This window comes from Streptomyces sp. NPDC087440, from assembly GCF_044744005.1.
Taxonomy (GTDB): domain Bacteria; phylum Actinomycetota; class Actinomycetes; order Streptomycetales; family Streptomycetaceae; genus Streptomyces.
Genome location: NZ_JBIUXN010000031.1, coordinates 72,105 through 91,407 on the forward strand (window position 1 = coordinate 72,105; position 19,303 = coordinate 91,407).

18 protein-coding genes and 1 pseudogene are annotated in these 19,303 nt (G+C 71.1%); 8 read left to right on the forward strand and 11 right to left on the reverse strand.

What is annotated here, in order from left to right:
* Positions 1-390: 390 nt before the first annotated feature.
* Entirely contained in the window at positions 391-2,088 is a 1,698-nt protein-coding gene (locus ACIO3O_RS39270) for a RecQ family ATP-dependent DNA helicase (RefSeq protein WP_401754602.1), read from the reverse strand.
* A gap of 250 nt (positions 2,089-2,338) precedes the next feature.
* Here ACIO3O_RS39270 and ACIO3O_RS39275 point away from each other — a divergent pair, with 250 nt between their 5' ends.
* The gene (locus ACIO3O_RS39275; protein ID WP_401754605.1) at positions 2,339-3,010 is read left to right on the forward strand and encodes an esterase/lipase family protein; all 672 of its coding nucleotides are present in this window, start codon (positions 2,339-2,341) and stop codon (positions 3,008-3,010) included.
* A 580-nt stretch (positions 3,011-3,590) separates the two neighbouring features.
* Here the strand turns inward: ACIO3O_RS39275 and ACIO3O_RS39280 are convergent.
* A complete protein-coding gene (locus tag ACIO3O_RS39280) occupies positions 3,591-4,091 on the reverse strand; it encodes a carboxymuconolactone decarboxylase family protein (RefSeq protein ID WP_401754608.1) in 501 nt (166 codons plus the stop codon).
* Positions 4,092-4,317: 226 nt separating this feature from the next.
* Between ACIO3O_RS39280 and ACIO3O_RS39285 the strand changes: the two genes are divergently transcribed.
* Together ACIO3O_RS39285 and ACIO3O_RS39290 are read left to right on the forward strand one after the other, a co-directional pair.
* Positions 4,318-4,524 carry a hypothetical protein gene (locus tag ACIO3O_RS39285; RefSeq protein ID WP_401754610.1) on the forward strand — a complete coding sequence of 69 codons (207 nt, stop codon included), beginning with the start codon at positions 4,318-4,320 and terminating at the stop codon, positions 4,522-4,524.
* Positions 4,525-4,711: 187 nt separating this feature from the next.
* Entirely contained in the window at positions 4,712-5,056 is a 345-nt protein-coding gene (locus ACIO3O_RS39290) for a GNAT family N-acetyltransferase (protein ID WP_401754612.1), read from the forward strand.
* A 733-nt stretch (positions 5,057-5,789) separates the two neighbouring features.
* On the opposite strand, the gene ACIO3O_RS39295 is transcribed toward ACIO3O_RS39290, so the two are convergent.
* A complete protein-coding gene (locus ACIO3O_RS39295) occupies positions 5,790-6,197 on the reverse strand; it encodes a RidA family protein (RefSeq protein WP_401754614.1) in 408 nt (135 codons plus the stop codon).
* 138 nt (positions 6,198-6,335) lie between these two features.
* On the opposite strand from ACIO3O_RS39295, the gene ACIO3O_RS39300 reads away from it, so the two are divergent.
* The 3 genes from ACIO3O_RS39300 (at position 6,336) to ACIO3O_RS39310 (ending at position 9,289) form a co-directional block, all read left to right on the forward strand.
* Complete coding sequence (locus ACIO3O_RS39300; protein ID WP_401754617.1) at positions 6,336-6,713, forward strand: winged helix-turn-helix transcriptional regulator; 378 nt, start codon at positions 6,336-6,338, stop codon at positions 6,711-6,713.
* 331 nt (positions 6,714-7,044) lie between these two features.
* Positions 7,045-8,397: an MFS transporter gene (locus ACIO3O_RS39305; RefSeq protein WP_401754620.1), complete on the forward strand. Its 1,353-nt coding sequence runs from the start codon at positions 7,045-7,047 to the stop codon at positions 8,395-8,397.
* A gap of 151 nt (positions 8,398-8,548) precedes the next feature.
* Positions 8,549-9,289: an SDR family NAD(P)-dependent oxidoreductase gene (locus ACIO3O_RS39310; RefSeq protein ID WP_401754623.1), complete on the forward strand. Its 741-nt coding sequence runs from the start codon at positions 8,549-8,551 to the stop codon at positions 9,287-9,289.
* Between the two features lie 311 nt (positions 9,290-9,600).
* Here the strand turns inward: ACIO3O_RS39310 and ACIO3O_RS39315 are convergent, their stop codons facing one another.
* The 4 genes from ACIO3O_RS39315 to ACIO3O_RS39330 form a co-directional block, all read right to left on the reverse strand.
* Positions 9,601-9,756, reverse strand: a complete 156-nt coding sequence (locus ACIO3O_RS39315) for a hypothetical protein (protein ID WP_401754625.1) — start codon at positions 9,754-9,756, stop codon at positions 9,601-9,603.
* A gap of 49 nt (positions 9,757-9,805) precedes the next feature.
* The gene (locus tag ACIO3O_RS39320) at positions 9,806-10,171 is read right to left on the reverse strand and encodes a hypothetical protein (RefSeq protein WP_401754628.1); all 366 of its coding nucleotides are present in this window, start codon (positions 10,169-10,171) and stop codon (positions 9,806-9,808) included.
* A gap of 80 nt (positions 10,172-10,251) precedes the next feature.
* On the reverse strand, positions 10,252-10,887 hold the full coding sequence (locus ACIO3O_RS39325) for an O-methyltransferase (protein WP_401754631.1): 636 nt from the start codon (positions 10,885-10,887) through the stop codon (positions 10,252-10,254).
* Positions 10,865-11,221: a hypothetical protein gene (locus tag ACIO3O_RS39330; RefSeq protein ID WP_401754634.1), complete on the reverse strand. Its 357-nt coding sequence runs from the start codon at positions 11,219-11,221 to the stop codon at positions 10,865-10,867. Before ACIO3O_RS39330 ends, ACIO3O_RS39325 begins: the two co-directional genes overlap by 23 nt.
* 267 nt (positions 11,222-11,488) lie before the next feature.
* Between ACIO3O_RS39330 and ACIO3O_RS39335 the strand changes: the two are divergent.
* Positions 11,489-11,737, forward strand: a pseudogene (locus ACIO3O_RS39335) (transposase); the annotation flags it as partial.
* Positions 11,738-11,852: 115 nt separating this feature from the next.
* On the opposite strand, the gene ACIO3O_RS39340 reads toward ACIO3O_RS39335, so the two are convergent.
* Complete coding sequence (locus ACIO3O_RS39340) at positions 11,853-13,238, reverse strand: class I adenylate-forming enzyme family protein (protein WP_401754637.1); 1,386 nt, start codon at positions 13,236-13,238, stop codon at positions 11,853-11,855.
* 1,185 nt (positions 13,239-14,423) lie between these two features.
* Between ACIO3O_RS39340 and ACIO3O_RS39345 the strand changes: the two genes are divergently transcribed.
* Positions 14,424-15,281 carry an SDR family NAD(P)-dependent oxidoreductase gene (locus ACIO3O_RS39345; RefSeq protein WP_401754640.1) on the forward strand — a complete coding sequence of 286 codons (858 nt, stop codon included), beginning with the start codon at positions 14,424-14,426 and terminating at the stop codon, positions 15,279-15,281.
* Between the two features lie 610 nt (positions 15,282-15,891).
* On the opposite strand, the gene ACIO3O_RS39350 is transcribed toward ACIO3O_RS39345, so the two are convergent.
* From ACIO3O_RS39350 to ACIO3O_RS39360, 3 genes are all read right to left on the reverse strand, one after another.
* On the reverse strand, positions 15,892-16,755 hold the full coding sequence (locus tag ACIO3O_RS39350) for an enoyl-ACP reductase (RefSeq protein ID WP_401754643.1): 864 nt from the start codon (positions 16,753-16,755) through the stop codon (positions 15,892-15,894).
* 110 nt (positions 16,756-16,865) lie between these two features.
* On the reverse strand, positions 16,866-17,693 hold the full coding sequence (locus ACIO3O_RS39355; protein WP_401754646.1) for an SDR family NAD(P)-dependent oxidoreductase: 828 nt from the start codon (positions 17,691-17,693) through the stop codon (positions 16,866-16,868).
* Complete coding sequence (locus tag ACIO3O_RS39360) at positions 17,690-19,111, reverse strand: class I adenylate-forming enzyme family protein (RefSeq protein WP_401754649.1); 1,422 nt, start codon at positions 19,109-19,111, stop codon at positions 17,690-17,692. Before ACIO3O_RS39360 ends, ACIO3O_RS39355 begins: the two co-directional genes overlap by 4 nt.
* Positions 19,112-19,303: the final 192 nt, after the last annotated feature.

Below are 19,303 nucleotides of genomic sequence, written 5' to 3' on the forward strand. Positions count from 1 at the left end.
GTGCCAGAACCGAGTTCCGGCGGCGTCCGAGGGGTGACGCTCGTGAGCCACCTGCGGCTCGCTGGAGCCGGAGGTGAAGAGCTCCTGCTGCGGGCACGGGTGGCGGCTGTCGTCCAGCTGACGACGACCATCTGCTGATCAGGGCTTCCATTGCTCCGCACCACAGCGTGCTGCTGACCCAACTCAGTTCGATGGCTGCATAGTTGCGTGGTACAGCGCGGTTGGGCAGTGAGTGCCCTGTGATCAGTAGGGCCCGGGCTGGATCGTGCTGGAGGCCCTGAGGGTGGGCGGGTTCGCCGGACTGCAGTTCCTCGGACTCATGGGCATGTCAGGTCTCGGCCCACAGCGGGGGCTGTACGGTGCCCGGTGGAGCTCCTCGTCCGCGGGATGTCACGCGATGGGCTCCAGCAGTTCTCCCTCCAGCACCGTGGGCAGGGAGAGCGTCCGGTAGCCCACGGAGTCGAAGAGCACGGTCAGCTTCCCTGCCTCCTCGCTCATGGCCTCGCCCTCTCCCCACGTGCCGTGCCGCACGCGTGTGCCCGCCGGGAACGGGTGGGTCCGGGGCTCGTCCGGCTCCTCGCCGAGGTCCGGTCCCGTGCCGGCGAGGACGGGCACGCCGCGCTCCTCGCCGCCCTCCCGGTGCAGTGCGGCGGCAGCGCAGACGTCGCAGTTCCCGCACGGCTCCTCGGGCCGGTCCCCGAAGTAGCCGAGCAGGAACTGGCGTCGGCAGGAGGTGGTCTCCGCGTATCCGCGCATCATCTCGACCCGGGACTGCTCCAGTTGCTGCTGCGAGTCCCCCAGCCGCATGGCGGAGTCGACCATCTTCCGCTCGGTCACTCCCCGCACCGCCTGCGAGGCGCCGTCCGTACTCGTGCTGACGGCGCCGCAGCTCTCCAGGAGGTTGAGTACCGCGCTGAGCCGACTGGCCGAGAGCCCGGTCAGTTCGCGCAGTTCGCCCGCGCCGACGGGCCTGCGCCGACGGCGCAGCGCGCGCAGGACCTGGACGAGCGTGTCGGGATCCGGCCGGCCCGAGGCCAGGAAACGCTGGAGGCCCAGGTCCTGCGGACGGTAGGCCAGGATCGCCCGGGCGGGCTCACCGTCCCGGCCGGCCCTGCCCATCTCCTGGTAGTACGCGTCCAAGGAGCCCGGGACCGACGCGTGCAGCACAAAGCGGATGTCGGCCTTGTCGATGCCCATGCCGAACGCGGACGTGGCGACGACGACGTCGAGATCTCCCGCGCGGAAGCGGTCGTGGACCGCCGTCCGGTCGTCGCCGGACAGTCCCGCGTGGTACGCGGCGCAGTCGAGGCCGAGTCCGGCGAGGTCGGCGGCGTAGGCGTCGGCGTCCTTGCGGGTCGCGGCGTACACGATGCCCGGCTTGGGTTCTGCGGCCGCCCGCTCGACCACCGCGCGGCGCTTCACGGTCTCGTCCTGGAAGGTGGTCGCCTCCAGAGAGATGTTGGGCCGGTCGAAGCCCGCGACGATCTCGCGCACGTCCTTCATGCCCAGCTGCTCGACGATGTCCGCCCGTACGGGCGCGGCGGCGTTCGCCGTGAGGGCGAGTACCGGGGGCCGGCCCAGCCGGTCGAGCGCGTGACGTATGCGCAGGTATTCGGGGCGGAAGTCGTGGCCCCAGGAGGAGACGCACTGCGCCTCGTCCACGACGAGCAGGGCGGGCCGCGCCTCGGCCAGTTGCTCCAGGGTCTCCTCGCGCGCGAGCTGTTCGGGGGCGAGGAACAGGAAATCGATCCCTCCGGTGCTCACCCGGTCCCACGCGTTGCGGTTCTCGGCCGCGCGCTGGGAGGAGTTGACCGCGGCGGCGGCCGGGCCCCCTCGGCCGAGCAGCCCCTCCACCTGGTCGCGCTGCAGGGCGATGAGGGGGGAAACCACCACGGTGGGGCCTTGCTGCAGGACGCCGGGGACCTGGTAGACGGCCGACTTGCCGGCTCCGGTCGGCATCACCACGAGCGTGTCGCGGCCCTCCATCACGGAGGTCATCGCGGTCAGTTGCGCGGGACGCAGCGCGTCCCAGCCGAACGTCTCGCGGGCGGCGGTGCGCAGCCGGTCCGCCGGGTCGGAGGTCGTCATGTCGTGCTCCCTGCTTCGGTCGCCCGGCGCCATGTGTCGGTCGCCCCCGGGGGGAGGCCGGTGCCGGTCCACGCACCGGCTACCCCCATTCGCGCCGAATACGGCCTCACCGGTCACGGGAAGTCCCGTGACCGGAGCAGCCCCCGAGGCCCGCCGGACGGCACGCTCCCTGATGAATTCCCTCCGGCGTACGGGTGAATGAGCCGGTCGGGGCCTGTCACTCTCCGTGTGTGCGCGCTACACATCCTGGATGATCAGCAACCTTTCGAGGGGCGCCTGTCTGCTTCTCCTCGCGCTCGCCCCTCTCCTCCCCGCCCCCGCCTCCGCTGCCGTGCCCGCACAGCCGGATCCGGTCGTCTTTGTCCACGGCTGGAACTCCGACGGCTCGACCTGGCAGACCATGGCAGGGCGGTTCGCGGCCGACGGCCGGCCCGCCGACCGCCTCGACGCCTGGACGTACGACACCACCCAGTCCAACGCCGTGACCGCCGCACAGCTCGCCACGGAGGTTCAGCGCGTCCTGGACCGCACCGGCGCCACCAAGGTGGACATCGTCGCCCACTCCATGGGAAGCCTCTCCTCCCGTTACTACCTGAAGAACCTCGAGGGCGCCGGGAAGGTGGACGCCTGGGTCTCCCTCGCCGGCCCCAACCACGGGACCGCGACCGCGCACTGGTGCGGAGGCGCCTCCTGCGTGGAGATGCGACCCGGCTCCACGTTCCTGGCGGCTCTCAACTCCGGCGACGAGACGCCGGGTTCCGTCCGGTACGCCACCTGGTCCTCTCCGTGCGACTACGTGATCAACCCGCAGGACAGCGTCACCCTGGCCGGGGCCGCCAACCACACCACAGGCTGTCTGGACCACAGCGGACTGCTCGCCGACCCGAAGGTCTACGAAGAGGTCAAGGCGCATCTCGGCTGAGGTCCTTGAGCCGGTGGTCACGGGAGGGACCCTGACCGGCCGGACGACGAGGCCCGGTCGCGGAGGTGTTCCGGGGCCGGGCCCTTCGTGCGCCCCGGGTGCCGGCCCGTCAGGAACGGGGCTTCCTGTAGGGGCGGTCGGCCTTTGTTGGTCAGCGTGCCCGGGAGGACGATGCCGGTGAGGGGGGATAGGGGCCGGAGACGGGCGCGTCGGGCAGGGCGTGTCCCTCGGGTGCGTCGGACTCCCGGAGGGCAGGGCGGTGAAGGTGCATCGGACTCGTTCGTCGGTGACGCAGCCGGTCCCGGCCTGAGTGTCGTCGGCCTGCGGGCGCGGTCGGCCGTTGGTCTCAGTTGGACCGCCCGCCCCGACGCCCATTTCAGCCACCCCGCCCGGGACCGGCCATGATCGGCGATCCCGAGGCGTGTTCCAGGCCTCGTGCCCGGCGTGGGGCGCAACGCCCGTCCGGGGTGCGGTTGCGCACAGGGCAACGGCCCCCGGCTCACCGCGCACCGGCACAGCTCACCTCGGGCACGTTGGCTCTCGGTCCCTGGCGGGGGCCGAGTGGCGGCACCGTGGGGGTTCAGCGGGCGGGAGTCTCCCGTACCGGGTGTTTACTCAGGATCGAGACCCGATTGAAGGCGTTGATGGTGATCGCCACCCAGATCACGGCGGAGAGCTCGTCGTCGTCCAGCACCTGCCTCGCCTCCGTGTACGCCCGGTCCTGGGCGAGGGCGTCGGCGGGGTGGGTGGTGGCCTCGGCCAGGGCGAGGGCGGCGCGTTCGCGGGCGGTGAAGAGTTCGGTGTCCCGCCAGGCCGCGAGCACGCCGAGGCGGCGGGCCGTCTCCCCGGCGCGCAGGGCGGCCCGGGTGTGGACGTCGAGGCAGGAGGCGCAGCCGTTGAGCTGGGACACGCGGAGGTTGACCAACTCGACCAGGATGCGGTCGAGTCCCGCCTCGGAGGCCGTCGCGCGGACGGCGTCGGCGGTCTTGACCAGGGCCTGATAGGCGGCGGGGCTCTGCTTGTCGAGGTAGATCCGCCTGCGGGTCCGGTGGGCTTCCGTACCCTGCGCCGTATCGATCACCCTGCACTCCTTCGCTTGTCGTCGGGGGTTGTCTTCGGGACTATGATCACCCATAGTTGTTGAAAGCGAAACTACTTTGGTGAGGGAGGGGCCGGGAGATGGATCACACGGGGATCGGGACCGAGGCCGAGGTCCTCACCGTACGGGACGTCCGCCTGGGCGGAGCGTGCACGACGTCCGTACGGCGCACCCCGCCCCAGCGAGTCCGCACGCTCACCGGGGCCCGGTGCTTCGCTTCGCCGACGAACACGGACTGCTCGTCGACGAGGGCGAGGCCCGCCTCGGCGGAACTGCCCTGTGTCCCACGGAACTCGGGTACGCCGACCCCGGCCGCACCGGCCTCACCCTCGCCCGCTCCCTCACCAACGATTCCGCCCGCCCGGCCCGGAGGCTCCCCTCCGGGTCGGTCCGCGCTCCGAGGAGGAGATCGTGACGTGGCGGAACGTCATCAGCCGCCACCAGGACATCGTTGAGGCACGCCAGGAACAGAAACGCGCCTCCGACCGCTTCGGCCCCGTCGACGGCTGCTCCGGCGAACGACCACCCGCCCCGCCCTCCCGACCAGCGTCATCGCACCCCGCAAGAACCCCACCCGTCACCACCCCGAAGGGACCTCCGCCATGAGCGAGCAGACCACCACCGCCCCCGTCGTCCGCCAGGTCGACGACCGCCACCGCTACGAGATCCTCGTCGACGGCCACCGCGCGGGTCTGACCGCCTACCGCGACCGCGACGACCAGCGGGTCTTCTTCCACACCGAGATCGGCGACGCCCACGCCGGCCGGGGACTCGCCGCGATCCTCGTGGAGCAGGCCCTCACCCACGTCCGTGCCTCCGGGAAGCGGATCGTGCCTGTCTGCCCCTACGTCGCCAAGTTCCTCACCCAGCACGGGGAGTTCGCCGACATCACCGACCCCGTCACGCCCGAGGTCCGCACCTGGCTGGACGCCCAGTTGGGGCGCTGACGTTCCCTCCGCCCGGAACGGCACGTGACCCGACGCCGCTCCAGCGACCAGCGACCGTCGGCGGCCTTCGCCCTGAACGGCGGGTACGGCCCCGAAAGGCCTTGCACCGGCAACCGGCCGTGCTCTTCGAGGATGCCGACGCGATCTCGGCCTCGTGCTGTCGGCCCCCGACGGGCTGGACGCCCTGGCCACCACACACGGGCGCTACGCGACCGTACTGGCACAGAGGTGTCCACGGGTGACGGTGCAGCAGGAAGCCCCGTACCTCGCCGAATCCCACCCACTCACCTCCGCGAGAGGGGCGCACATCGGCAACGAGGGGCCGCTACCCGCGGATTCCGTCGGGCAGCCGGCCGGCACGCCCACGGCACAGGCGTACGGGGCCCGCGCGCCGCCGTAGTCGAGTTCGAGAGCATGGTCGGCTTCCGCGAGCCTCCACCCGTTGCTCCACCCGCTTCTGTACGGGCTTGCACACCTGCCCGACGCCCACCGCACGGCGCCGAGGTCCGCCTTGGACCTGGACCGCGGTGCACCGCCCGCCCAGCCACTGGTGTCGAACGCGGCACCGGCCCCGCTCGCCCACCCGGCCGTGGCGCGCCCGCCGCTGGCCACCGTGGGCGATCTCCATGGCTGGACCGTGCCAGTGCCGCGGTGCTGCCGTCCTGGACGTCACCGGCGACGCGAACGTCGTACTGCCGCACCGTCTCGGGACGCCCTCGGCTGTGAACCCGGTTCAGTCGACAACGGCCGTGGCCTCGACTTCGACCAGATGCTCGGGTACGTCCAGTGCCGCGACACCCAGGAGAGTCCCCGGCGGCACTGGGGTCTTCCCCAGCTTCTCGGCAGCCCTGGCGACGCCCTCCAGGAACAGGGGCATCTTGTCGGGGGTCCAGTCGACGACGTAGACGGTCAGCTTCGCCACGTCGTCGAAGGAGCCGCCGATGCCCGCGAGCGCGGTGGCGATATTGAGGTAGCACCGCTCGACCTGGGCGGCGAGGTCTCCGACTCCGACGGTGTCCCCGTCGGCGTCCCAGGCGACCTGCCCCGCGACGAACACCAGCTTCGACCCGGACGCGATCGACACCTGCCGGTAGACATCGGTCTCCGGCAGTCCGGGGGGATTCACCAACGTGATGGCCATGCGCTGTCCGCCTCTTCCTCATGCCTGTTGCACGGCTGCCCAGCAGCCGCACACCGTGCTCTCTTGTGGTTACTGGGAAACCGTAGAAGAGTGCCCGGCGACGTGGAAGAACGCACTTTTCGGTGACGGAGGAACCCCATGGTGACCAAGCAGCTCAACGGCTCGGCCGACGAGGCGGATCTCCGGCGCGCGGACTCGCTGGCGCGGGAGATCTTCTCGGACGTCGCCAACAAGTGGGCGCTCCTGATCATCGAGGCGATCGGCGAAAGCACCCTGCGCTTCACGGAGTTGCGGAACGAGGTCGAGGGCATCAGCCACAAGATGCTCACCCAGAACCTGCGCATGATGGAACGCAACGGTTTGGTCGAGCGGAAGGTGTTCCCGACCGTGCCGCCGCGGGTCGAGTACACCCTCACCGAACCCGGCCGGGCCCTGCGGGCGACCGTCGACGCCATGTGCGCGTGGACCCACACCTACCTCGGGCACATCGAGAACGCGCGTCGTGAGTTCGACTGACCGGCGGGTCCCAGCCGATCATCGACGGCCTGGGGCTGCGTGACAGTCCTCCAGTTGGCTCCTTGCGGAAGGCGGGTGCGGCGGTGGGGTCGGCTTCATCGAAGCGGCAGGATCTCGCGGGCAGCGGTGCGGCGATCGAGTCCGCATCGCGGTGCGGACACCCAAGAGCAGACATGCGAACGTGACTTCCGTGCCGTTCCGTTTCGGCCAGGCAAGGGCGAGTAGTGGGCAACGTGTAGTGGACATCTACCGCAGGTGTCACTCGTGCACCAGTGTGGAGCCACGCCCACCACCTTGTCGTCCGTCCTCGCGAAGGGACCTGACACCCCCCATGGCCGCCCCGCCCCGTACGACCACCCCAGCCACCGGGCGACTCAGCCCGGCAAGGGCGCGCTTCACCAAGCGGTGGACACCGCGTCTGGTCGCCTTCGGTGAATTCATCGACGGCTACGACCTGCTCGTCATGGGGTCGGCGCTGCTCTTCCTCAAACCGGCCTTCGACCTCACGCCCACCCAAGTGGGCTGGCTCGGCGCCATCGCGTTCATCGGCGCGGCAGTCGGCCTCGTCGTATTCGGTGACCTGTCCGACCGGTTCGGGCGCAAGGTCATCTTCGTCATCAACCTGGTCTTCTTCGTCGTCGCCTCCCTCGTCGCCGCGTTCGTGACCGAGGTGTGGCAACTCATGCTGGCCCGGTTCTTCATCGGCGTCGCCGTCGGGATGGACATCCCGACCTCGCACGCCTTCCTCACAGAGATCGCGCCACGAGCGAGGCGCGGCCGGGTCGCCGGATCGCTGCCCAACATGATGTGGCTGGGCGGTGCGATCACCAGTGTGCTCGTCGCGCTCGCGCTGCGCGACGTGGCGGGGGAGAACACCTGGCGCTGGCTGTTCGGGCTCGCCGCGATCCCCGCGCTCGCCGTACTGGTCGCCCGGCAGTTCCTGCCGGAGTCGCCCCGCTGGCTGCGGGCGCAGGGGCGCCACGAAGAGGCCAGGGAGGTCTTCGCGATCCTGGGTGTCGAGGAGCCGCCGTCCGCCCCTGTCGAATCCGCCGGGAGGAAGCGGCGGGTACGTGAACTCTTCGCCGCCGGGGCAGGGCTGCGCCTCGCGGCGGTCACCGGCTTCTTCGCCATCCAGGCCTTCGGCGGCGCGGTCGCCACCATCGCGGGCCCCCTCGTCATGGCGGCCAGTGGTATCGGCGCGCAGCACTCGCTGTGGTTCTCGTTGGCCGGGTTCGTCGCGGGCCTGTGCGCCGTTGTCGCCGGTGCCCAGCTGATCGACCGGGTCAACCGCAGAACGCTGGGCATCTGGACCTGCGTCGGCGTCTTCGTCGCAGGCCTGGGAATCGCCTTCCTCGGCCCGAAGGCCCCGGCGCTCCTGCTGGCCTTCTTCGTCCTCTACTCACTGCTCACCTGGTTCGGGCCCGGCGTGCTGTCCTGGGTGTGGTCGTCGGAGGCGTTCCCGACGCACCTGCGCGGGATCGGAAGCGGTGTCGCGCAGGCCGTCACCCGTCTCATGATCGCGCTGAACGTGGTCCTGGCACCGCACCTCCTGGAACGGTTCGGACTGCGATCCGTCGCCCTGTACGCGTCCGCCTACGTGCTCGCTGCGGCTGTCGTGGCCCTCTCCCCCTTCCTCGCCACCACGGGCAAGGAGCTTGAGGAAATCAACAGCGGCCGGGAGTAGGCGAGTGGCGAGCCGGTGACCCGTCCCCGGGTCTGCTCGGCACAGCCCGTCCGTGGCCTCGCACGCGTCCGGTCCGAGGCCCTTCCGTGCTCGGCGGCGGCAGGGCTCGGGCGCCCTCGACCAACCCTCGTACCACCGAAAGGTGACCGTTGTGAGCAATGCACTCGTTCTCGGCGCCGCAGGAGGGATCGGCCGGGCCGTGGTCGCCCGTCTGCTCGCCGAGGGCACTGCCGTCATCGCCCTCGACCAGGATCCGATCGTGCACCAACTACCGGGGGTGACCGCTGCGTTCGACGGCGACGCCACCGACACGGGCCTACTCGCCCGCGCTGTGGACGCCGCACCCGAGCCCCCCTCGATCCTCGTGCACGCACTGCTGAGCGAACACCGCGCCCCGCTGCAGGACTTGGCACCGGAACACTGGCACCGCGTCCTCGATGTCGGGCTCGTTTCAGCGTGGCAGGCAGCAGCCGCACTCGTCCGCCGCCATCCCGCGGGCCGGCCCGCCTCCGTCGTCCTGATCGGCTCGGTGCACGCCCACGCAGCCGCCCCCGGTTTCGCCCCGTACGCCGTGGCCAAGGCAGGCCTCGGTGCGCTGGCCCGCGCCGCGGCAACCGAATGGGGGCACCTGGGCGTACGTACCAACGTGGTCGAACCGGGCTTCGTCGCCGTGGAACGCAATGCCCACCGCTGGCGGGACCCCGAGGAACAGGCACGGATCCAGGCCGCCTATCCGCTGGAGCGCCTGTGCTCCCCCCAGGAGGTGGCCGAGGTGGTCGCCTTCCTCGCAGGGCCCTCGTCCTCGTACGTCAACGGAGTCTGCCTGCCTGTGGACGGCGGAGCACTGGCAGTGCTCCCCGAAGTACACCTCCGGCCCAGCGACCACGCGTAGTCGGTGATGGCCCTTGGGCATGACGGCGGAGGGGTATCGGCCGAGACGGTGGTTACGGCGTGTGAGGCGAGGCCGCAGGCACCGTGACCAGGGGAGGTGTCCGTCCGGAAGGAGGAGGACCAGGTCGCCCCACCTGAAGAAGCTGGTCGTCGCCATGCGGCCGGACCCCAGGAGGAGCACGTCGGCCGAGGCCGCCGCGGAAGGAGGAAGAGGAGTGACCGGGACGGGGCGGGGGGGGGGGGGGGGGGGGCGCGGGCCCCCCCCCCCCCCCCCCCCCCGTCCCGGTGGCACGGAAGCGGGACGCCCAGGCGTCAGGTGCGCAGGACGCACATACGGTCCGTGACGTCCTCGACTCTCCGGTGGTCAGGCCGCACCCGGACACCGGGCGTCCCGATGGCCTGGGAGCCCAGCAGCCGTTCGTCCGGGCCGATGCCCGGCAGCTCCCGGCTCTCCGCTCGCTCCGGCACCACCGCCCGTTGCGCCAGACGCTGCCGAAGCCGCGGGCGTGCAGCAGCATCAGGCCGTAGGCGACGTTGCTCGCCGCGGCGAGCTGCTCCCACTCGGGCACCCCGCACCCCGCACCCCGCACCCCGCACTCGGCGAGAAGGCGAGCACCGGCTTCAGGGGTGCCCGTACGAACTCCTCCCCGGCCGGGGCTCCTTCCGCCGAGTCCCCGCAGTACTCCGCGTCGGCGCCGAGCCGGTCGCCCACCGCCGCGAGTTCCGCGTCCCGGAGCAGGATCCAGCGCCACGGGCGCAGTCCGCTGCGGTCGGGGGCGGCGACAGCCCCCTTGAGCAGGTAGGCGAACTCCTGGTCGCAGGGTGCCGGACCGGCGAGTTCGTGGATGCTGCGGCGCGTCAGATTGGCCGTCATGACGTCCAAGGCGGGTACTCCTGAGTACGAATCCGGGTACGGATGAGGCTGCGGATACCGGCCCGATACGAAATCGGGTACGAGTACGGCTAGTTCGCGTCCCCGGACTCCTTGAGGAGCACCAGTTCGCCCTTGCCCACGGGCACCAGGACTCCGGAGAAGTCGTCCGACGCCTCGACCAGCTTGTTGAACTCCTCCAGCTGGTGGGCGTGCGAGATGGCGTTGTCGATCACGAGCAGGCAGCCGTCCGCGAGGATCCGCCGCAGCGAGTCCCACCAGCCGACGTACTGCGCGCGGTTGCTGTCCAGGAAGAGGAAGTCGTACTCGCCGGCGTCGCGCCCGGCGATGAAACGGCCCGCGTCGTCGGTGATCTGCCGGATGCGGGAATCGAGTCCGGCGCGCCTGAAGTTGTCTCCGGCCATCTCGGCCTTTTCCTCGGCCAGTTCGACCGTGGTGACCGTGCCGCCCTCGCCCACGGCGTCGGCGAGCCAGAGCGTCGAGTAGCCGTTGGAGGTGCCGATCTCCAGGACGTTGCGCGCCTTGCACGCCTTGATGAGCACCGCGAGGAACGCGCCGGTGTCGTGCGTGATGTTGAGCATCTTCCGACTGCGCTCGTCCGTGGACGAGTCGTTGGCCTCGCCGAATTCCTCCAGCTCGCGCAGTAACTCGGTGAAGGCCTGTTCCATGATGTGTGTCTCCTCGTCAATGAACTGGTCCGGTGTCATGTGGCAGGATTCTGGACCGTGATGCAGAGGCCCAGCAACACCAGAGCGGTACAGAGTACCGTGTGGAATTTTCCTCGGGAATGTTGTGGCGGATGTTGTTTCCGAGCGACATTCCCAGAAATGCCGGTACCGGGGCCGCCGCCGACATGAGGAGGAGGTTCACTTCCAGGAGGTCCTGGGTGCGCAGCGACCACGCCAGGGAAGTCGCCGACAGTGCGAACAGGATCCGCATGCTCTGAATCAGTTGGTCCCGCAGCAGACCGATCGACTGGAGGAAGAAAACACCCGGTACGGCCGACGATCCGGTCATTCCGGTAAGGAATCCGTTGATCACTCCGAGAAGGACGTCGGCCGGAGGATTCCACCATTTCCCCCGATGTTCAGCCGCAGTCGGAAAGGGCCGAGAATTCCGTAGACGGCGAGCCCGACGCCGAGCAGGGCGGACATCACCTTCGCCCGGAAGTATCTCAGCGTCAGGGCCCCCGACAGGGTGAACACGGTGGCGGCCAGGAGGAACGGCCAGGTGAGCCGGAGATTCTCCGGCCGTGGCCGCCCCGGACCGCCTGGGCCAGGTTGGTCAGGAACGTCGGGATGACGATCAGTGGCGAAGCCGTTGCTGCCGCCTGTACGGGTACGCCCGCAGGGCGGCGGGCTCGTGGGGAGCGATGACGAAGCCGTGTTTGCTGCCGTCGTAGATGCGCTGGTCGGCGGCTGCGCGTGGCGGGCCTTACCGCCGTGCTTCGGCGCGTCGGAGTCGACGGTGCACCGGCGCTTCCTCGTCTGGTCCCCGGCCGACGTGGGGGGGGGCAGGCTGCACCAGAGAATTCTTCGGCCTCGCGACGAACGGGGCTGGGCCGCAGACGTAGGCAACGCCGGGGTGGCGCGCTGGAGAAATGCGGCGACAACGCGGTGACAAGGGCTCATGCGGGGTGCGGCGGGCCGCGCGTGTGCTGGCTTCGTCCGGGTTAATCGGTCAGTACCAGTTCACGGGGGCATTCGGTACGCATGAGAACTTCCCGCAGCCGCCGTTCGATCTGTGCGCGGAGTTCGTAGGTGGCTTCGACGGCACGGACATGCAGCCGGTAGTGCCGGACGGGGACGGCTGCGCGGGCCGGTGAGGTGCTGAAGGTCTCGGCGCGTACGTGCAGGACACCGGGGAGGGAACCGACCACCTCGCGCACCCAACGCAGCGAGACTTCCTCTCCGTTGAGCCGGAGGAAGTCGGACTGGCGGCCGCGGAAGTAGAGGTACCCCTCGCCATCGGTCTCGAAGATGTCTCCGGTGGCGACGGTGTTCGGTGCGACTTGTCCCGGGCACCGGCCCGTGGGTTCCCCGATCCGGCGGAGTATCGCCGTGGGAGTGGTGACGATGAGTTCGCCCGCTCCCTGCCGGATTCCGGGTCCGGAGGTGCCGCCGATGCGGGTGGTGATGCCGGGCAGCGGTTTCCCGGCAGAGGTGTGTCTCTCGGACGGTTCCTGATGGGCGGCAAGCGTCGCCACCCGGGGCCCGGCCTCGGTGAGTCCGTAGGTGAGGTAGAGCTCGCCCTGGGGGTGGCGGCGCAGCAGCTCACGGACGTGGACCGCTTCGAGGGCATCACCGCCGACGGTGAGCGTACGCAGGCTGCCGGGCAGGCGGCCGTCGTCGTACAAGAGGCTGCGGGCGAGGGTGGGCAGGAGCGAGGAGACGGTGATGTGGTGGCGTTGAAGTGTGCTGCGGTACCCCTCGGGAGTGAACGCCTGCTCGCTCAGAACCAGTTGGGCGTCGCATGCCATGGCGGCCAGGGCCTGGGAGACGAGGGTGAAGGAGTAGTGCAGCGGGAGATTGATCAGCATGGTGTCGGTGGACCGCAGTCCGATGGCCCGGGCGTGCAGGCGTGCGTTGGTGTAGAGGGAATCGATGTGGTGCAGGCATCCGGACGGGGGCCCGGAGGTTCCGGACGTCATGAGGATCACGGTGCCGCGGTGGTGGCGTTGAGGGGATGCCGGGTGCCAGCGGGTGACGGCGAGGGGCGACCCGTGGAGCGGTGCGGCGCCGGGGGTCAGGGTGACGAGCGCGGCGGCGCCCAGCGCGTTGGCGGTCTCCCGGATGCGGTGGCGCGCGCTGCTGCGGGGAGTCAGGACGGGGACGAGGCCAAGGTGGTGGGCGGCCCAGAAGAGGTTCAGTTGGGCCGTGGGACTGGACACGGAGATCACGACGACCGATCCGGCGGGAAGCTTGCTCTGTTCCAGTGCCTCGTGGGCGGATTCGTAGGTGACCGGAACCGAGCCGGCGCGCATCGTGCTGGTGACGCGCGTGGCCAGGTAGCGGGCGGCGTGGGCCGCGGTCAGCGGCCGGGTGGCTGCGGCGGGCATGTGCATGGGGACTCCTGCCGTTCGGTGACGAGGGGTGGGGATGAGGCCCGGACCACGCTGGATCGGCCGGCGCGCGGCCTGCGGTGGCAGGACGGAGTCGGTGGGGGTGGGGCAGCGCAGTTGGGCCGGACCGGCGAGGGACGGTGCACGGGTGCCGGCCTTGCGGCAGAGCGGTCCGGCGGGCTGGTTGGTGCCCCCGGTTCGTACGGATCGGCGCTGCGCACGTGCCTGGAGGCGGATGCCCTGGGCGGGCGGCGGGGCCGTCCCCGCATACCTCCGCACGGTTACGCGGTCAGCTTCATCAGGGAGAAGCGGTCGGCCTTGTCACAGGCACGTTCGGCACGGCACGGCGTGGCCCGTCGGCTTCCGCGTGGCCCGTCGGCTTCCCCGTGGCCCGTCGGCTTCCCCGTGGCCCGTCGGCTTCCCCGTGGCCCGTCGGCTTCCGCGTGGCCCGTCGGCTTCCGCGTGGCCCGTCGGCTTCCGCGTGGCCAGTCGGCTTCCGCTCAGCGCCTTCAGTACCCCGACGAACCGCGTATGTGATCTCGTCGAAGCCCGTCCGCGCTCATGCCGCTTCCGCCGGAGAGAGGCGGCATCCCTCTTGGGGGGGTGGGGTCCGCTTGCTGCCGAACCCTTGTCGCGAGGGCCCCTCGCGCAGACGGTCGAGACCCCGTACGGAAGATCGTTGCTTAACACGATGTTTCCCTTCTTGCGGATTTTTGCACCGCAATGATCCGATCTTGGTAACGACTGGAGAGTGCCCGTGGGTCAATCACCGAGAACTTGGCGTCCCCCCAAAGAGGGATGGCACAGCGCGGCCCCTGACGCGCGGTCAGCACGCGCCGGTGCGCGCCGGTAGCGCATGCGCTGGGTTCACACCTGCCCCAACGCGCCTTGTCAGGAGGTGCGTTGGGGCAGGCGGTATGCGACAAAGGAGGACACGGGCCCAGGAGGGCTCGAAACCCGGCCGGGGGCGTCGAGGACGGCCGGTACGGGACGCGGACGGAACGACCAGCGCGCCCTCACGCTTCCCGCCCCGGCAGGCGCTGTCGAGCGCCCTCCGGCAGTCTCCGGCCGGACGCCTGCGGCACTCGCCGTGGAGCAACCCGACCGACCGGCCCACTGCCCGCCTGCCCCGCCGTGCCCCTCCCTCCAGCACCTTCCGCATCCGCGCCAAGGAGAGTCGCCGTGACCGCATTCACCGCAAACGCCACCCCTCCCTTCACCCTTGCCGGCCATCGGGTCCTCGTGACCGGGGCCTCGCGCGGCATCGGCCGCGCGATCGCAGTCGCCTGTGCCGCAGCCGGCGCCGAAGTCGCCCTGAGCGCTCGTACCACCGCCGCCCTCGACGCCACGGCACAGGAGATCGCCGGCCTGGGGGGCAAATCCGCCCTGCTGGCCGCCGACTTCTCCCAGCCCGAGGAGGCAGCCCGGATCGTCGACGAGGCGGCCGAGATGCTCGGCGGGTTGGACACCGTGGTGCACTGTGCCGGGGTCGTGCCCACGGACGAGCAGGGCCGCACCAAGGTGCTTCCCTTCTCCGTCGCACCGCCCGAGGACTGGACTCGCGTACGAACCGTCAACCTCGATGCCACGGTCGCCCTGTGCCGCGCGGCCCATCCGCACCTGGCCCGTTCAGCCCGCGCGAGCCTGATCCTGGTGTCCTCCGCTGCCGGATCGGTCGCCGCACCCGGCATGGACTTCTACGCCATGACCAAGGCGGCGCAGATCTCCCTCACGCGGAGCCTGGCCGTCGCGTGGGCGCGTGAAGGAGTGCGGGTCAACGCGGTGTGCCCGGGCTGGGTACGCACCGACATGACAGCCGAGGTCCACACCGTGCCCGCCGTCTCCGACTGGCTGACAGCGCACGTACCGATGGGACGGTGGGCGGAGGCCGCCGAGGTCGCGCCCAGCGTGGTCTATCTGGCTTCCCCCGCGGCCTCCTTCGTGACCGGTCACACGCTCATGATCGACGGTGGGCTGTCGACCAACGACGTAGGTCTGTCGGGACACCCGAAACCGCCGTCCCCCTTCGCTGCGGCCTGACCCTCCCGCGACCGAGGCCATCGCCTGAGCGGACTGCTCGGGCGATGGCCTCGGTCATGGCGCGGCCGGGGTCGGCACAGTTGCCCCGTTCGACGGCTCTCGGCCGGGCCGGTCCGTGACGGAGGTCGGCGAGCACGGTGATGGCCCGCCCCGGGGACGGCGGGGTGCCGCGGCGGATCGTCGCCGCTGGTCCGGCACCCCCAGCAACCGGAGGATTCAGCGCCCCTGCGGGCCACTCTCACGGCAGAACCCGAACGCCACCTCGCGCCCGAGCCCGTACGCCAGTTGAGCCACCGCTCATTGCCGCACGCCCGGATCCCGCCCCCAGCGTGCCCCGCGCGACGGCCGACCCGCTCGCCGTCGACGCCACTTGGGCGGTCAGAGCCGGCCGCAGGGCCACCGAATGCGTGGGCGAGCACGTCACGGACCTCGTCGGCGCCCCTGCCGCCGGGCGGGTGGCGGAGCTCGGCCCGCGCATCCGCAGCAGAAGCGCCCTGCCCCCGGTCGACACCGCGATCGGGGGCAGGGCGAGTCTCCACACATCTGCCGCAGGGGGACGGGCCCCGTCCCCCTCCCGGAGAAGCGTGGCCCGGCCCGCGACACGTATCCGCTAGTGCACGACGACGGCGGCACCCTGTCCTTCCGCGACGGCCTGCACGGCGTTCTCGGCCACGGCCTCCAGAGGTTGGGGACCCGCCATGCCCATGGCGTGGAAGCCGCCGTCGGCATGCAGGACCGTGCCGGTGACGGCCTGGGCGAGGACGGAGAAGAGGAAGGTGACGGGGCCTGCGACGGCGTCGGCGTCGTCGGCGTCCCAGGACAGGGGTGCGCGGGCCGACCACTCGCGTTCGAAGTCGGTGAAGCTGGGCACGCCACCGGCGGCGCGGCTGTGTACGGGACCCGCGGCAACCGTGTTGACGCGGATGTTGTCGGGGCCGAGCTCGCGGGCCAGGTAGCGGGAGATGGCTTCGAGGGCCGACTTGGAGACGCCCATCCAGTTGTATCCCGGCCAGGCCTGCGTGCCGTCGAAGTCGAGGGAGACGACGGAGGCGCCGCCGGGGGCGCGGGTGAGGAGCGGGTGCAGGGCGCGGACGAGGTCCTTCAGGGAGAACGCCGAGACGTGCAGGGCGCGTGCCGCGTCGTCCCAGCTGGTGTCGAGGAACGAGTCCAGGGCGCCCCGTGGCGCATGGGCCACGGAGTGCAGGACGCCGTCGACGTGGTCCCAGTGCCCGGCCACGTCCGTACTGAACCTGTCGAGGTCGGCTGCGGAGCCGAAGTCCGCGGGGATCATGGCGACGGGCGGGGCGGGCAGGCTCTTGGCGGCGCGCCGCATCATCGCGAACCGGTGCCCGGGAACGTTGGTCAGGATGACGTCGGCACCGTGCCGCTGTACGGAAGCGGCGACGGCGTGGGCGATGGACTGCTCGTCGAGCAGCCCGGAAATGACGATGCGCTTGCCGGTGAGCAGGCTCATGGCGGGTCTCCTTGTGCGGTGAGGTGGTGAGGGCTGGGTGGGGCCCTGCGGGTCAGCGGACGGCTGGATGGGGCGTGCAGGTCAGCGGACGGCTGGATGGGGCGTGCAGGTCAGCGGACGGTGTAGCCGCCGTCGACGGCGATGGCCTGTCCGGTGAGGTACGCGGCTGCGTCGGACGCGAGGAAGACCACGGTCGCCGCGATCTCCTCGGGCTCTCCGATCCGGCGCAGGGGGTAGCTGCGCGCGACCTGTTCCGCCTGGTCGGCGGTGACGAGGGAATCGAGCATGTCGCTGCGTACGAAGGAGGGGCAGACGGCGTTGACGCGCAGGCCGCGTGCTCCGTACTCGGCCGCGGCCGCCTTCGTGAGGCCGACGATGCCGTGTTTCGCGGCGGCGTACGCCGCCATGCCGGGATAGGCCCCTCCGTCGGTGAGGCCCAGCACGGACGAGAAGTTGACGATGGAGCCGCTGCGTCGGCGCAGCATGCGGCGGGCTTCGTGGGACAGGACGCGCCAGCAGCCGGTGAGGTTGGTGCCGATGAGGGTGTGCCAGGCGGGTTCCCCGATGCGGTGCAGTGGGGTGGGTCCTGATCCGATGGTGCCCGCGCAGTTGACGGCGATGTCGAGATGCTCGTAGAGGGTGTCCAGTTGGTCGAACATGTGGCGTACGGAGATTTCGTCGGTGACGTCCACCGTCAGGGCGTGGGCCGTGCCGCCGGACGCGGTGATGCGGTCGGCGACGTCGCGGCCGGTGTGCACGCGGCGGCCCGCGACGGTGACGGTGGCGCCGGCAGCGGCCAGGGCGCGTGCGGTGGCCGCCCCCATTCCGCTGGTGCCGCCGACGACGAGGGCCGTCTTTCCGGCGAGCGGCCGGGGGACGGCCGCCGCGGAGCGGGCAGTCGCGGCGGCGGAGGACTCGGGGCGGGGCTGGTGCGTCATTTGGTGAACCCTGAGGTGGAGGACTCGGCGTAGCGGATCGTCTCGGGCCACTCGGCGCGCAGCAGGATCTCCTTGAGCGCGCGGTGGACCTGATGCTTGAGCTGGGGCGTCGTTTCGGAGGCGGTGATGTCGAGGTCGTACCGCTGACCGCTGTCCGTGCCGGGCCCGGGGCGCGGGGTCGTGCGCACGTGCAGGACGCCGGGGAGCGCTCCGACGAGCTCGCGGATCCAGCGCAGCGAGAGTTTGTCGCCGTTCACGATGATGAAGTCGCGTGCCCGGCCGCGGAAGTAGAGGTATCCGTCCTCGACGGCGAAGATGTCGCCGGTGGCGATGGTGCGCGGCGCGATCAGTCCGCGCCGCGCGTCGGCGTGCGGGCCGACATGGCGTACGAGAGCGGTGGGGGTGGTGACGACGAGTTCGCCCACCGTACGGTCCGGGGCGCGGCCGGGGGCGGGGTCCTGCGGGCGGATGCCGACGTGTACGCCGGGCAGCGGCAGGCCGACCGAGCGCAGACGGGGGTCGGGTTCCCGGTGGGCGGCCAGGGTCGCGACCCTGGGTCCCGCTTCGGTCAGGCCGTAGGTGAGATAGAGCTCGGTGGCGGGCTGGCGTTGCAGGAGCGAGCGGGTGTGCACCTCTTCCAGTGCGTCGCCGCCCACGGTCAACACCCTTAGTACGGAGGGGAGTTGGTGGTCGCCTGCCAGGAACGTACGGACCAGTGAAGGGGACAGGGAGGAGACCGTGACGTCGTGCCGGCGCAGCGAGTCGATGTAGCGCGTCGGGGTGAAGGGCGGTCCGCCCAGGACCAGACGGGCTCCGGTGATGAGGGCGGCCAGTGCCTGGGCGACCAGGGCGTAGGAGAAGTGCAGGGGCATGTTCACGAAGACCGTGTCGTCCTCGCGCAGCCCGACGGCTTGCGCGTGCCGCCGGGCGTTGGCGTACAGCGAGGAGATCCGGTGCAGGCATCCGCTGGCCAGTCCGGAGGTGCCCGAGGTCATCACGATGGCGTGGTCGGGGGGATAGTGCTGAGGGTACGGGGGGTGGTGGGCGACCGCCCTGGGGAGGCCGGGGCTGCGGGTGTCGGCGTCGTGCGGGGTGGGAACGACCAGCGCGGCGGCACCGAGGCTGTCGGCGATGAGCCGGGTGCGGCGGATGCTGCTGGCGCGCGGCAGCAGGACGGGCACCAGCCCTTGGTGGTGCGCCGCGAGGAAGAGGGTCAGCTGGGTGACGGCGTCGGGCACGGCGATGACGACCAGGCGTCCGCGGTCCCTGATGCCGCTGTGGTCGAGGATCTTCCGGGCTTCGTCGAAGGTGGGACGCCGGGTGTGACCGGGGGCGAGGTCGGAGGTCGTGAGGTGGTTCAGGTGGTGGGCGGCGTACGCGGCGGAGGGGACGTCGGGCAGGGTTTCTGCGGTGACCATGGCGGTCCTTCGCGTGCGGTGGGAGGTGGGGGTCGGCCGGAGAGCGGCGGGGCCGCGCGGGCCGGGGGCCGCCGGAGGGGGCGCGCGGGCCGTGGCGGCGCTGGTCCGGGCGGGCCCGTGGTACCGAGCGGCCCGGGCGGGCCCGTGGCGGCGCTGGCCCGGGCGGGCCCGTGGTACCGAGCGGCCCGGGCG